Origin of the sequence: Pseudomonas sp. WS 5412 (assembly GCF_012985615.1) — a bacterium.
Classification (GTDB): Bacteria; Pseudomonadota; Gammaproteobacteria; order Pseudomonadales; family Pseudomonadaceae; genus Aquipseudomonas; species Aquipseudomonas shahriarae.
Map to the genome: position 1 here is coordinate 71,360 of NZ_JAARMB010000007.1, position 13,304 is coordinate 84,663.

At 62.4% G+C, this 13,304-nt stretch carries 10 protein-coding genes and 1 pseudogene; 7 read left to right on the forward strand and 4 right to left on the reverse strand.

Annotation, left to right across the window (positions count from 1 at the left end; all coding sequences use genetic code 11):
* Positions 1 to 92: 92 nt before the first annotated feature.
* Positions 93 to 1,316 carry a serine/threonine transporter SstT gene (gene sstT, locus HBR94_RS11665; protein ID WP_115128545.1) on the reverse strand — a complete coding sequence of 408 codons (1,224 nt, stop codon included), beginning with the start codon at positions 1,314 to 1,316 and terminating at the stop codon, positions 93 to 95.
* 209 nt (positions 1,317 to 1,525) lie between these two features.
* On the opposite strand from sstT, the gene HBR94_RS11670 reads away from it, so the two are divergent.
* Entirely contained in the window at positions 1,526 to 2,680 is a 1,155-nt protein-coding gene (locus HBR94_RS11670) for an MFS transporter (protein ID WP_057439459.1), read from the forward strand.
* Here the strand turns inward: HBR94_RS11670 and nhaR are convergent.
* Entirely contained in the window at positions 2,677 to 3,576 is a 900-nt protein-coding gene (nhaR, locus tag HBR94_RS11675; protein WP_170044831.1) for a transcriptional activator NhaR, read from the reverse strand. The genes HBR94_RS11670 and nhaR overlap by 4 nt on opposite strands.
* 148 nt (positions 3,577 to 3,724) lie before the next feature.
* On the opposite strand from nhaR, the gene HBR94_RS11680 reads away from it, so the two are divergent.
* The 6 genes and pseudogenes from HBR94_RS11680 to HBR94_RS28650 form a co-directional block, all read left to right on the forward strand.
* Positions 3,725 to 3,976 carry a hypothetical protein gene (locus HBR94_RS11680; RefSeq protein ID WP_057439457.1) on the forward strand — a complete coding sequence of 84 codons (252 nt, stop codon included), beginning with the start codon at positions 3,725 to 3,727 and terminating at the stop codon, positions 3,974 to 3,976.
* A 29-nt stretch (positions 3,977 to 4,005) separates the two neighbouring features.
* Positions 4,006 to 4,755 carry a TerC family protein gene (locus HBR94_RS11685; protein WP_170044832.1) on the forward strand — a complete coding sequence of 250 codons (750 nt, stop codon included), beginning with the start codon at positions 4,006 to 4,008 and terminating at the stop codon, positions 4,753 to 4,755.
* 94 nt (positions 4,756 to 4,849) lie between these two features.
* Complete coding sequence (selD, locus tag HBR94_RS11690) at positions 4,850 to 5,884, forward strand: selenide, water dikinase SelD (protein WP_057439455.1); 1,035 nt, start codon at positions 4,850 to 4,852, stop codon at positions 5,882 to 5,884.
* The gene (gene mnmH, locus HBR94_RS11695; protein ID WP_170044833.1) at positions 5,884 to 6,984 is read left to right on the forward strand and encodes a tRNA 2-selenouridine(34) synthase MnmH; all 1,101 of its coding nucleotides are present in this window, start codon (positions 5,884 to 5,886) and stop codon (positions 6,982 to 6,984) included. The genes selD and mnmH overlap by 1 nt, the downstream gene beginning before the upstream one ends.
* 955 nt (positions 6,985 to 7,939) lie before the next feature.
* A complete protein-coding gene (locus tag HBR94_RS11700; protein ID WP_170044834.1) occupies positions 7,940 to 9,208 on the forward strand; it encodes an aspartate aminotransferase family protein in 1,269 nt (422 codons plus the stop codon).
* A pseudogene (locus tag HBR94_RS28650) lies at positions 9,181 to 9,306 on the forward strand (XRE family transcriptional regulator); the annotation flags it as partial. The gene HBR94_RS11700 and the pseudogene HBR94_RS28650, both read left to right, overlap by 28 nt.
* A gap of 186 nt (positions 9,307 to 9,492) precedes the next feature.
* Here HBR94_RS28650 and HBR94_RS11705 read toward each other — a convergent pair.
* Positions 9,493 to 11,526 carry a c-type cytochrome gene (locus HBR94_RS11705; RefSeq protein WP_120731713.1) on the reverse strand — a complete coding sequence of 678 codons (2,034 nt, stop codon included), beginning with the start codon at positions 11,524 to 11,526 and terminating at the stop codon, positions 9,493 to 9,495.
* A 164-nt stretch (positions 11,527 to 11,690) separates the two neighbouring features.
* Positions 11,691 to 13,298 (reverse strand): 5-guanidino-2-oxopentanoate decarboxylase, encoded by a 1,608-nt coding sequence (locus HBR94_RS11710; RefSeq protein WP_170044835.1) that lies wholly within the window; start codon positions 13,296 to 13,298, stop codon positions 11,691 to 11,693.
* Positions 13,299 to 13,304: the final 6 nt, after the last annotated feature.

The following is a 13,304-nucleotide window of genomic DNA, read 5'->3' on the forward strand; positions in this document are numbered from 1 at the left end:
ATCACCTCGGTATCACTGATAGACCGAGTTGCTTGCATCGCAGGCAAGCCAGCTTCCACCCAAACCAGCGCCCACTTGCTTGCCGGGTTGTGTCAGGCCGGGTTCTTGTCTTCCTGGCCCAGGCACGCCGCAGCGGTGAACAACACGTCGGTAGACGAGTTCAGCGCGGTTTCCGCCGAATCCTGCAACACCCCGATAATGAAGCCTACGGCCACCACTTGCATGGCGATTTCACTCGGAATGCCGAACAGGCTGCACGCCAGTGGAATCAGCAACAGCGACCCCCCGGCCACACCCGACGCGCCACAGGCACAGATCGCTGCAACCACGCTGAGCAGCACGGCGGTCGGCAAGTCGACGGCGATGCCCAAGGTGTGCACGGCCGCCAGGGTCAGCACGGTAATGGTGATCGCGGCGCCGGCCATATTGATGGTCGCACCCAACGGGATCGACACCGAATAGGTGTCTTCATGCAGGCCCAGGCGCTCACTCAACGCCAGGTTGACCGGGATATTGGCCGCCGAACTGCGGGTGAAGAAGGCGGTGATCCCACTTTCACGCAGGCACAACAGCACCAGCGGGTACGGGTTGCGGCGCAGTTTCCAGAACACGATGGCTGGGTTGACCACCAGTGCCACGAACAACATGCAGCCGATCAGCACCAGCAACAGGTGCGCATAACCCAGCAAGGCATCGAAGCCGGAAGCGGCCAGGGTAGAGGCCACCAGACCGAAAATACCCAGGGGGGCGAAGCGAATCACCACGCGCACGATCAGCGTGACGCCGTTGGACAGGTCGTCCAGCACGGTTCGGGTGGTTTCCCCGGCATGGCGGATCGCGATGCCCATGCCGATGGCCCAGGCCAGGATCCCGATGAAATTGGCGTTCATCAGAGCGCTGATAGGGTTGTCCACCACGCTGAGTAACAGGCCCTGCATCACCTCGCCAATCCCGCCGGGGGCGCTGACGGCCACGTCATGGGTGCTGAGCACCAGGTTCGAGGGGAAGAGGGTGCTGGCAATGACCGCGACCACCGCCGCCGAAAAGGTGCCCAGCAGGTACAGGAACAGAATCGGCCGGATATGGGTTTCCTGGCCATGCTTGTGGTTGGCAATCGAGGCCATCACCAGCACAAACACCAGGATTGGCGCCACGGCCTTGAGCGCCGAGACAAATACCTTGCCGATAAACGCGGTGGACAGGGCCGCACTGGGCGACAGCAGGGCCAGCAAGATGCCAGCGGTCAGGCCGATGACAATCTGGGTGACCAGGCTGAGGCGCATAAGTCGTTGAAAGAGTGAGGGAGCAGCAGTCATAAGAGTGTCTCTAGTTTTTTTAATGTGTACAGCGCTATGCGGGGCGCGAAGTCTAACATGCTGTAGGAAATATCCAGTTTACTGCGGCATTCAGTCGCCAAGGCCGTGTGTGGCACGGTCACATTCTGTTAAGATTCGCCATCCTCTTCTTATATCTCTGTCAGCGGGCCTCAAGGCTAACGCTGGCGTCGCCGTTTCTGGAGTTGTGCATGTTGTTGCCCATCCTGCTGCTGTCCGCAGCCGGTTTTACCGTGTTGACCACCGAATTTGTGATTGTCGGGCTATTGCCCTCCATCGCTCGCGACCTGGATGTGAGCGTGTCCCAGGCCGGTCTGCTGGTGACTTTGTTTGCCTTTACCGTGGCCGCGTTCGGGCCGTTTCTGACCGCGTATTTCGCGCGTTTCGAGCGCAAGCGTCTGTTTATCAGCATTCTATTGATGTTTGGCGCGGCCAATACCCTGGCGGCCCTGGCGCCGAATATCTGGGTGATGGCCGTGGCCCGCCTGATTCCCGCTCTGGGGCTGCCGGTGTTTTGGGCCCTGGCCAGTGAAACGGCAGTGGACATCGTCGGGCCGGACTACGCTGGCCGGGCGATTGCCAAGATCGGTTTCGGGATTGTCTGCGCTACCGTCTTCGGCATCCCGGTGGGCACCCTGATCTCCGATGCGTTTGGCTGGCGCAGTGCCTTTGGCATCCTCGCCGGGGTGGCGATGCTCAAGGCATTGCTGCTGTTGATCTACCTGCCGGCCACCACCGTGAAAAAGGACGCGGTGACCCTGCGTTCGCAGTTCAAGATCCTGCGCAGCCCGTTGATGCAGGGCCACGTGTTGCTGTCGATCCTGGTCTTCAGCGGCATGTTCACCGCTTACACCTACCTGGCCGATATTCTGGAGCGCCTGGCCGGCTTCGATGGCACCCTGGTGGGCTGGTGCCTGATGGGCTTTGGCGCCGTTGGCCTGATCGGTAACTCCCTGGGCGGGCGCATGGTCGACAAGCATCCGCTGATCGCTTCTATGGTGTTCTGCGGCTTTATGATCGCCGGCATGGTAGCGCTGGTACCGGCGATCCACTCCACCCTCGGCCTGGCGGCGGCCATGGCGATCTGGGGCGTGACCCAGGCGGCGCTGTTTTTGGTCAGCCATGTGCGGTTGATGAAGGCCGCACCCCATGCGCCGGCATTTGCTGCGTCCTTGAACATTGCCGGGGCCAACCTGGGCATTGGCCTGGGCGCGATGGTCGGTGGGCGGGTGATCGACACCATGGGCCTGGGCAGCCTGGGGTTTGCCGCGTCGGGGTTTATCCTGCTGTCGATTCTCCTGGCCCTGTGGCTGATGACCGCCAAGACCCGGGTCGCCTGCGCCTAAAGCGCGGTAAACAGCTCGCGGCGAGCACCTTCGGTAATCGCCACGATGCCGGGGTGCTTGACCTTGCGCTCCACCGAGATGGCATAGAACGACTCGGTGACCGCGTCTGTCTGGCCAATCAATGCCACGCTGTATTGGCGTAGCACTTCCTCGGCAATTACGCTGGGGGCGATAAAAATCCCGCTGCCGGATTGGCCGAACGCCTGCATCAAGGCGCTGTCGTCGAACTCGCCGATAATCTTCGGACGGATCTGCTGCTCGGCGAACCAGCGCTGCAAACGGCTGCGCACCACGGTTTCTGCACCAGGAATCAACAGCGGCGCACCGTGCAGGCATTGTGGGAAATCGCCGCCGTGCAGGTCCGCCAACGCCTGTGTGGCGAAGAAGCTGATGCCACATTCCCCCAGCTTCTGGCTGTAGCCCTTGATATCCAGGTGGGTCGGCATCGGGCTGTCGGAGATCACCAGGTCCAGGCGCTGGATCGCCAGGTCGGCCAACAGCCGCTCGAGTTTGTCTTCGCGGCAGGTGATGCGCAGCGGCTCGCTCAGCTCCATGGTCGGCGCGATCAGGCGGTAGACGATGGACTTGGGCACCACATCCGCCACGCCGACACGAAACACAATCTGTTGTTCATTGGGCTGGGCGCGCAACATCGCTTCCAATTCATTGCCGGTCTGGAACATCTGCTCGGCATAGGGCAGGGCCTGGCGCCCGGCCTCGGTCAGCTCCAACTGGCGGCCGACTCGTTGAAACAGTGCGATACCAAATGTCTGCTCCAGCAGGCTGATTTGCCCGCTGATGGTCTGCGGTGTGAGGTTAAGTTGCTCGCAGGCACGCACGATGCTGCCGGTCTTGGCGACCACCCAGAAGTAATGCAGTTGTCGGTAGTTGAGCATCAGGTGCCTCGGTTGCAGAGTGTTACTTCGTATAAATCGAAGTATAAGCGAAAAAAATACGAATTTTCCTGAAGTGTTCGCTTCCTTAGAATGCCTCGCTATCGCGGGCCCAATGCTTGGGCCCAACGGTTCTAACGAGGAATACATCATGAAACTCAATTCCCTGGGCGCGGCGTCGTTGCTTGCGCTTTCATTAGTGGTGCTCAGTGGTTGCGACCAGGTCGAGAAAAGCACGCAGCAGGTGCTGGGCAAAGCCAGCGAAGCGGCCAAGCAGGCCATTGACGACACCCATAAAGCCGCCGAACAGGCGTTGAGCGAAGCGACCCAGGGCTTGATCGCCCCCAAGGACGACGAGCAAGATCAGGACTCCAAGCCTGAGCCAAGTTCCAAAGAAGCTTAATTCCCCGTATACCGAGTCAGGACTGACCTATGGATTATCTTGTACAACTGGCCGCGAGCCCTACCGCCTGGGTGGCCCTGGCGACATTGATCGTCATGGAAATCGTGCTGGGGATCGACAACCTGATCTTCATCTCGATCCTCACCAATAAATTGCCGGAGCAGCACCGGGCCAAGGCACGGCGCATCGGCATCAGCATGGCGCTGATACTGCGCCTGGGCCTGTTGAGCACCATCGCGTTTATTGTGCAATTGACCTCGCCGGTATTCGAAGTCTTCGGCCAGGCGTTTTCGTGGAAGGACATGATCCTGATCGCCGGCGGCCTGTTCCTGGTATGGAAGGCAACCACCGAGATCCACCACAGCATGGACCCGGAGCCCGAAGAGAAGACCAGCGTCGGCAATACCGTGGCTATTGGCTTTGCCGCGGCCATCGGGCAGATCCTGTTGCTCGACCTGGTGTTCTCTATCGACAGCATCATCACCGCCGTCGGTATGACCGAGCACTTGCCGATCATGATCATTGCTGTGGTGACTTCGGTAATCGTGATGCTGGTGGCGGCTGAACCCCTGGCCAAGTTCATCAACGACAACCCGACCGTGGTCATGCTGGCCCTGGGCTTCTTGATCATGATCGGCATGACCTTGATCGCCGAAGGCTTCGGTGCCCATGTGCCGAAAGGCTACGTGTACGCGGCCATGGCTTTCTCGGCTGCCATCGAGTGCCTGAACATTGCCCGGCGTAATCGCCACAAGCGTTTGCTAGCTGCCCGCCAGTAACCGCTGAACCCCAAAGGCCGGCTGCGCTCACAAGAGCCCAGCCGGCCTTTTGCTGTCTGTTAGAATCCCCGCACTTGATAGTTTGAGGTCCACCATGAACGAGCCGATTCGCCTGACCCAGTACAGCCACGGTGCCGGTTGCGGCTGCAAGATTTCGCCACAGGTGCTGGAAGTGATCCTCGCCGGCAGCGGTGCGCAGAACCTCGACCCCAAGCTCTGGGTGGGTAATGCCTCGCGGGACGACGCGGCGGTGTACGCCATTGATGACGAGCGCGGGGTGGTGTCCACCACGGACTTTTTCATGCCGATCGTCGACGATCCCTTCGATTTCGGGCGCATTGCTGCCACCAACGCCATCAGCGATATCTACGCCATGGGCGGCGATCCGTTGATGGCCATCGCGATTCTCGGCTGGCCGGTCAATGTGCTGGCCCCGGAGATCGCCCGGGAAGTGATTCGCGGTGGCCGTGCAGTGTGCGACGCGGCGGGCATTCCCCTGGCCGGTGGGCACTCCATCGACGCCCCGGAGCCGATCTTCGGCCTGGCCGTCACCGGGCTGGTGCACAAGCGTCATATGAAGCGCAACGACACCGCCACCGCCGGTTGCCGCTTGTACCTGACCAAACCCCTGGGCATCGGCATCCTTACCACCGCCGAGAAGAAGGGCAAGCTGCGGGAAGCCGATATCGGCCTGGCGCGGGACTGGATGTGCACCCTCAACAAGCCCGGCAGCCGCTTTGGCAAGCTGGCCGGGGTCAGCGCCATGACCGACGTGACCGGTTTCGGCCTGCTCGGGCACCTCGTGGAAATGGCTGACGGCAGCGGTTTGACCGCGCTTATCGAATACGAAAAAGTCCCACGCCTGCCAGGGGTCGAATACTACCTGGACCAGGGTTGTGTGCCTGGCGGTACGTTGCGCAACTTCGACAGTTACTCGCGCCAACTGGGCCGTATCAATGAGTTGCACAAGCGCGTGCTGTGCGACCCGCAAACCAGTGGCGGGCTGCTGGTGGCGGTCACGCCTGAGGGCGAAGCCGAGTTTCTCGCGGCAGCGGCCGAACTGGGGCTGAACCTTGCGCCCATTGGCCAGTTGGTCGAGCGACAGAGCCACGCGGTAGAGGTGTCTTGATGCCCATCGACATCACCGATTACCGCGATATCTTTCTTAACGACCGGCCGATGATGGATACCCGTGCGCCGGTCGAATTCGTCAAGGGTGCGTTCCCCGGCGTGGTCAACCTGCCGTTGATGAACGATGACGAACGCCAGCGGGTGGGCACTTGCTATAAGCAGCAAGGGCAGCAGGCGGCGATTGTGCTGGGGCACCAACTGGTCAGCGGCGCAACGCTGCAGGAGCGACTGGCGCGCTGGACCGCGTTTGCCCAGGCCAACCCTGACGGTTACCTGTATTGCTTCCGTGGCGGCTTGCGCTCGCACTTGGTGCAGAAGGTGCTCAAGGACGAAGCGGGGATCGACTATCCCCGGGTCGGCGGTGGCTACAAGGCTATGCGTACCTTCTTGCTGGAGACCGTGGACCAGGCTGTGGAACAGTGCGATTTCGTCCTGCTGGGTGGCCTGACCGGCAGCGGCAAGACCGAAGTGCTCCAGCAACTGCGCAATGGCCTGGACCTGGAAGGCTACGCCAACCACCGGGGCTCCAGCTTTGGCAAGTGGGCCACGGGCCAGCCGTCGAATATCGACTTTGAAAACCGCCTGGCGGTGGACGTACTGAAAAAGCGCGCGCGGGGCATCGAGCAGTTTGTGCTTGAGGACGAAAGCCGCATGATCGGTAGCTGCGCTTTGCCGCTGAACCTGCACCGGGGCATGCAGGCGTACCCGATGGTGTGGCTGGAAGAGAGCCTGGAAAACCGCGTCGAGCGGGTCTTGCGCGACTATGTGATCGACCTGTGCGCGCAGTTCAACGCAGAGTTTGGTGAAGCGGGCTTCAGCCTGTTCGCCGAGCGCCTGGTGCAGAGCCTGGCCAATATCCACAAGCGTCTGGGTGGGGAGCGCTACCAGCGCTTGCACGGGCTGATGCAGGACGCCCTGGCCGAGCAGGCTCGCTCGGGGAACGTGGATTTGCATCGCGGGTGGATTGTCGGGCTGCGTGAATACTACGACCCGATGTACGCGTTCCAGCGTGAGAAGAAGGGCGCCCGGATCGAGTTTTCCGGGGAGCAGGGCGCGGTGGTGGAGTATCTGCGCGAGCGTGCTGCCCGACGCGGGTGATTGGTTGGTTTTCAGGGCACCATCGCTGGCTTGCCTGCGATGAGCTACACGTCTCTTTAGTGATTCTTAGGTTTGTGTACATATCCGTTGCTGCGGTCATGGCCACTTAGGGTTCCGCCCTTACGGCGGCTCACTTTGGAAAGCCCCAAAGTAAGCAAAGGGCTCTTGCCCCACCACTCGGCACCTCGCCCAGGCTCGGTGTGCCCGTCATCCGACATTGATTTGGGGGGCCGCCGCGATGGGCCATCCATGGCCCAGCGCGGCTAACCCGGCGTCCTGCCGGTTTACCCCCCAAATCAATATCGGATGACGGCCAGCGTGGTTTAACGGGGCGCCTCAGATCAAAAGCAAAGCGAGGCGGCCTGACAGCCGACCTGATCGTCGAGATGTACGCATATACCTGTGGGAGCTGGCTTGCCTGCTCCCACAGGGGGAATGCAGCTTCGCGCTCTGGCTCTGCTGTTGCTTTGCTTTTGATCTGGCTTTTGATCTTGATCTCAGGCGCCCCGTTAAACCACGATGGCCGCAGGCAGGTATTGCGCAGTGGGCACCCCGGCATGGATGCCGGGGTAGCCGCGACACGGCCATGGATGGCCGATCGCGGCGGGCCCACGGAGCAATGCCTGACTGCGGGCATGCCGAGCCTAGGCGAGGCACCGAGTGGTGGGGCAAGAGCCCTTTGCTTACTTTGGGGCTTTCCAAAGTGAGCCGCCGTAAGGGCGGAACCCTAAGTGGCCGTGACCGCAGCAACGGATATGTACACATCCCCAACAACCAAATCAACCAACCCATCTGCTGACTGATACACCACCATCGCGGGCAAGCCCACTCCCACCGCAAAGCCATTGCCACATCCCGATTTTTGCGAATGACCCGGCGACTTTATTTCGTTTGCCGGGCCACCGCGCTCGCGGCTTAGATAGGCGCAAACCGCCCCTTTGCGAGCCCGTGATCCATGAGCCACGAAACCATCAGCCAGTCGATTTCCATCGTCCATCCCATCTGCCTGAGCCACGGGCGCAACGCCGAAGTCTGGGACACCGAGGGCAAGCGCTATATCGACTTTGTCGGCGGCATTGGCGTGCTCAACCTCGGCCATTGCCACCCGACTGTGGTCGAGGCAATTCGCGAGCAGGCTACCCGGCTCACCCATTACGCCTTCAACGCCGCGCCGCACGCGCCCTATATCCAGTTGATGGAGCGCCTCAGCGCCTTTATCCCGGTGGCTTACCCGGTCAGCGGCATGCTCACCAACAGCGGCGCCGAAGCCGCCGAGAACGCACTGAAGATCGTCCGTGGCGCCACCGGCCGCACCGCCGTGATTGCTTTTGACGGCGGCTTCCACGGGCGCACCCTGGCCACCCTCAACCTCAACGGCAAGGTGGCGCCCTACAAGCAAAAAGTCGGCGTGCTACCCGGCCCGGTTTATCACCTGCCCTACCCCAGCGCAGACAATGGCGTGACCACAGACGATGCACTCAAAGCCATGGAGCGCCTGTTCAGCGTCGAAATCGATATCGCCGACGTGGCCTGTTTCATCCTCGAACCGGTGCAGGGCGAAGCCGGTTTCCTGGCCCTCGACATTCCCTTCGCCAGAGCCCTGCGGCGCCTGTGCGATGAACACGGCATCCTGCTGATCGCCGACGAAATCCAATCCGGCTTTGGCCGCACTGGCCAGCGTTTCGCCTTCTCACGCCTGGGCATCGAACCCGACCTGATCCTGCTGGGCAAAAGCATCGCCGGCGGCGTGCCCCTGGGCGCGGTGGTCGGGCGTAAGGCCTTGCTGGACAACCTGCCCAAAGGCGGCCTGGGCGGCACCTATTCCGGCAACCCGATCGCCTGCGCGGCCGCCCTGGCCACCCTGGATGTGATGAGCGACGAACACCTGCAAACCTGGGGCGAACAACAGGAAGCCGCGATCACCCGGCGTCATGCCGCCTGGCAGGCGAAAAAAATCTCGCCCTACCTCGGCCGCCTGACCGGCGTCGGCGCCATGCGCGGTATCGAGTTGGTCAACCCCGACGGCAGCCCAGCCAGCGCCCAACTCCAACAACTGCTGAACCTGGCCCGCGACGCAGGATTGCTGCTGATGCCCAGCGGCAAGGCCCGGCATATCATCCGCTTACTGGCCCCGCTGACCATCGAGCCGGCGGTGTTGGAGGAAGGCTTGGATATTCTGGAGAAATGCCTGGCACAGCTCGACGCGCCGGCATGTCGCAGATGACCCAGCGGGCTCTGGAGCGAGGCGCTGCGGGTGTCACCCTCGGCCTGTCTGTGCTGCAGGTACTGGGTTTGGAACCGGACATAGCCCATATCGCCGCCAAAGGTGTCGATTGGCAACGGATACTGATTGCTCCAGGCAGAACATTGGGCGGCGTACGTCCAATACGACGGCCACCTGCCGGATCGCCAATGGCCGACATTGGCCAACGTCCTGGGTATACGGATGAGCCGGGGATTCAGGCTGGCGCTGTAGGAGCCGACAAGTCGGCCCCTACAGGGTTGAGGTCAGTAACGCGCGTCCACCGGCTTACCGCCGTTCGGCCAGTCCTTCACCTTGTCCGGGAAGTCCGGGCGTGGCTTTTGCGAGAAGTAGGCGGCAACGTCTACCGCTTCCTGGTCCGACAAGCCGCCCTGGCCCAACGGGAATTTCTCGTGGAAGCCGATCGGCATATTGCGTTTGACGAACGCGGCCGCCGTGTAGGTGCGGGCCATGCCAGCGCCGATGTTGAAGGACTGGTCGCCCCACAACGGTGGGTACACCAGGCTGCCGTCGGCACGGGCCAGGCCCTCGCCGTCGCTGCCGTGGCACACCGCGCATTGCTTGGCGTAGACCTGCTCGCCATTGGCCAGGTCGGGCTTGATGGCCGGGTCGATCTTGCCGACACCACGGCCAGGGACTTTATCCTCGGGCTTGGTGTTGTTTTTCATCCAGTCGAAGTACGCCACCATCGCCTGCATATCCGCCGATTGAGGCGGTATTGGCTTGCCGTTCATCGAGCGGCGGAAGCAGCCGTTGATGCGCTCCTCCAGGCTCACCACCTTGCCGGCACGTGGGGCGTAGCTGGGGAAGAAGGCCGACACGCCCACAAACGGCGAGCCATCCGCCACGGTGCCAGCGTTGAGATGGCAACTGGTGCAGTTCAGCGCGTTGCCGACATTGTCTGGCAGCAGTTCCTTGGTCTGCAGGTGCAGGCGCATGCCGCGGACCACTTGATCGGCATTGGATGCTGCCAGCAGGTTGGCCAGGCGCGGCGTCTCGAACGCCGAGGAGTCGGTGCTCACCGGGTTGAGTTGGTCACGCATTTTCTTCACCTGGGCGGTGCTGATCGGCGTGCCTTCGTTGCCCCAGCGTGTGCGCACAAAGGTGAGGATTTCCGCCACTTCGTTGTTCGCAAGCCTGGCAAAGCCCGGCATGGTGTAGACCCGTGGATGGGCGGCGGTCTCGGCGGTTTCCCAACCGGTCAGGGTGATGTGCAGCAACGAGGTCGGGTTGCTGGCAACCACGCCGGTGTTGCCGGCCAATGCCGGGAACAGGCCCTTCACGCCCGCGCCATCGCTGCGGTGGCAATCGCTGCAGAACTGCATATAGCCCAAACCGCCACGGCTGGTGAACAAGTCCTTGGGCAGTTCGGCCGGGCCTTTGGCGACGGCCGGCATCGGCAGGTCATCCTTGCCCGGTGGCAGGGATTTGAGATAGGTCGCAATGGCCGTCAGGTCAGCATCCGTGAAGTGCTGGGTGCTGTGCCGGATCACGTCCACCATGTTGCCCGATACCGTGGCAAAGCGGTTCTGCCCGGTCTTGAGCAGTTGCACGGTGTCTTGCACCGTCCATAGGTTGCGCAGGCTCAAGGCGCGCCAATGCTCGACGGTTTCCCCGCCCAGGTAATGCTCGCCGCTGCTGCCGGCGTCGCTCATGGCTTTTTCCTGGAAGGCGATACCGCGCGGGGTGTGGCACGAGCCACAGTGGCCGAGGCCCTGGACCAGATAGGCGCCCCGGTTGAGCACGGCATCCCGGGCCGGGTCGGGCTGGAACGGTTGCTTGTCGAGGAACATGAAATTCCACAACGCCAGGCCCCAGCGCTGGTTGAACGGGAAGCCCATGTCGGCTTCGAGGTTGGCCTGTTTCACCGGCTCGACGGCGTGCATCAGGTAGGCGAACAAGGCACGCATGTCCTCTTCGCTCATCTTCGCGTAGGACGGATACGGCATCGCCGGGTACAGGTTCATACCCGCCGGCGTCACGCCTTCACGCATCACACGGTCGAACTGTTCGAAGGTATAGGCACCAATCCCGGTCTCGCGGTCCGGGGTGATGTTGCTGGAGTAGATGATGCCCATGGGCGTGCTCAGCTCCAGGCCACCCGCCATCTCGGGGCCTTGCTTGGCGGTGTGGCAGGCGATGCAGTCACCCAGTTGGGCAACGTATTTGCCCTGGGCAATCAGTTCGGTATCGGGTTTGGCGGGTTCGTTGGCGTGCAGGGGAAGCGCAAGACACAGCGTCGCCCCCATCCAGGCCAAACGTGACAGAGAAAGGGCCATCGCATTATTCCTTTAATAACCTGGCCTGGGGGTTGGCCCCTGGGTACAGGTTTGTCTGCGTTTTTATGAGGTCATCAGGCGGACAACCGGGGCTTTGTAAGCCCCGGTTTGTTGTAGCGGATTTTCGAGGGGAGCCCGTTGATATGGATCAGGCCGAGGGCGGTTCAGGCGTTTTGCAGGTAGTGCGCGGCGTCGAGCTCGATCATCACCGGTTGACGGCTATCGACCAGGGTTTGCAACAACCCGTGCAAGGCCTGTGGCGTGTCGGCCGTGTGATAGGCGACGTGGCAGCTGCGGGCCATCGCGGCAAAGTCCGGGGTCAGGATATCCACCCCCAGCGGCGCGATTTCCCGGGCCTGCATATAGTCCCGGATCTCGCCGTAGCACTGGTTATTCCACACCACCAGGATCACACCGATGCCGGCCTCACGGGCCGCGATCAGTTCGTTGCTGGCAAACTGCAGGCCGCCATCGCCGACCAGTGCCACCACTGGCCGTTCAGGCTTGGCCAGCTTGGCACCGATCGCCGCTGGCAATCCGTAGCCGAGGGTGCCGTAGCCGGTGCCGGCGTTGAACCAACTGTTGGCCGCCGGCGCTTGGTAGCCCACCGCGCCCTGGTACACCGGCTGGGTCGAATCGCCAACGATCAGCGGGTCGACCAGGCTGTCGCGCAGCAGGTCCAGCAAGCCTTGCAGCCCCTGTTGCTTGGCGTTCCAGCTCTCGCGTTCCAGACGGTTGACGCGCTGCACGCTGTCCTGTGCCCAACGCCCGCTCGGCGCTGGCGGGCTGACCGCAGCCAGCAACGCCTGCAAGCCTTCGCGGGCATCGCCCAGCAGCCCGACATGGGCGCGTTGCACGCCCATGACTTGCATCGGGTCGATATCCAGGCGGATCAGCGGTGCCTTGAATTTCAGTGGGCCAAGGCCGAAGAAGTCGTAGTCGGTTTCTCCCAATTCAGTGCCCACGGCGAGGATCACATCGGCCTCGTCAAACAACGAGCGGCCATGCCTGGACGACTGCACACCATCCAGCAACAGCGGGTGACCCATGGGCAGCAGGCCACGGGCATTGGTGGTCAGGGCCACCGGCGCTTGCAGGCGTTCGGCCAGTTGCTGCAACACCTCAGCGCAATCACGGGCACCGCCGCCGGCGAGGATCAGCGGCCGCCGCGCTTCATTGAGCAGGCTCAGCGCCGCCCGCAGCGAGGCCGGCGCCGGAGCCGGGGCGCCGGGCAGGCTGCGAGGCATCAGGTTGAGGTCGATGGCCGGCATCTCCAGCACATCCAGGGGGATTTCCAGATGCACCGGGCGCGGGCGCGCGCACTTGAACACCGCGAAGGCGCGGGCCAGCAGTTCCGGCAATTGCTCCGGTGATTGCAGGGTATGGCTGAAGGCACACACACCGGCGACCATCGCCCGCTGGTCCGGCAGCTCGTGCAGATGCCCGTGGCCCAGGCGCAGATGTTCGCGGCGGTTGGTGGTGGATATCACCAGCATCGGCACCGAGTCGGCATAGGCCTGGCCCATGGCGGTCAGAATATTGGTCATGCCGGGGCCGGTAATGATGAAACACACGCCCGGCTTGCCACTGGCGCGGGCGTAGCCGTCGGCCATAAACCCGGCGCCCTGCTCATGGCGCGGGCTGACATGCCGCAGACGGCTGCCATGCAGGCCGCGATAGAGCTCGACGGTGTGCACACCGGGGATGCCGAACACGGTATCTACCCCATAACCTTCCAGCAGGCGAACCAGGGACTGGGCACAGGTGGTCATTGCTCA

Coding starts and splice junctions, on each gene's coding strand:
- sstT (WP_115128545.1), bottom strand. CDS start 1,316: ATGACTGCTGCTCCCTCACTCTTTCAACGACTTATGCGCCTCAGCCTG.
- HBR94_RS11670 (WP_057439459.1), top strand. CDS start 1,526: ATGTTGTTGCCCATCCTGCTGCTGTCCGCAGCCGGTTTTACCGTGTTG.
- nhaR (WP_170044831.1), bottom strand. CDS start 3,576: ATGCTCAACTACCGACAACTGCATTACTTCTGGGTGGTCGCCAAGACC.
- HBR94_RS11680 (WP_057439457.1), top strand. CDS start 3,725: ATGAAACTCAATTCCCTGGGCGCGGCGTCGTTGCTTGCGCTTTCATTA.
- HBR94_RS11685 (WP_170044832.1), top strand. CDS start 4,006: ATGGATTATCTTGTACAACTGGCCGCGAGCCCTACCGCCTGGGTGGCC.
- selD (WP_057439455.1), top strand. CDS start 4,850: ATGAACGAGCCGATTCGCCTGACCCAGTACAGCCACGGTGCCGGTTGC.
- mnmH (WP_170044833.1), top strand. CDS start 5,884: ATGCCCATCGACATCACCGATTACCGCGATATCTTTCTTAACGACCGG.
- HBR94_RS11700 (WP_170044834.1), top strand. CDS start 7,940: ATGAGCCACGAAACCATCAGCCAGTCGATTTCCATCGTCCATCCCATC.
- HBR94_RS11705 (WP_120731713.1), bottom strand. CDS start 11,526: ATGGCCCTTTCTCTGTCACGTTTGGCCTGGATGGGGGCGACGCTGTGT.
- HBR94_RS11710 (WP_170044835.1), bottom strand. CDS start 13,298: ATGACCACCTGTGCCCAGTCCCTGGTTCGCCTGCTGGAAGGTTATGGG.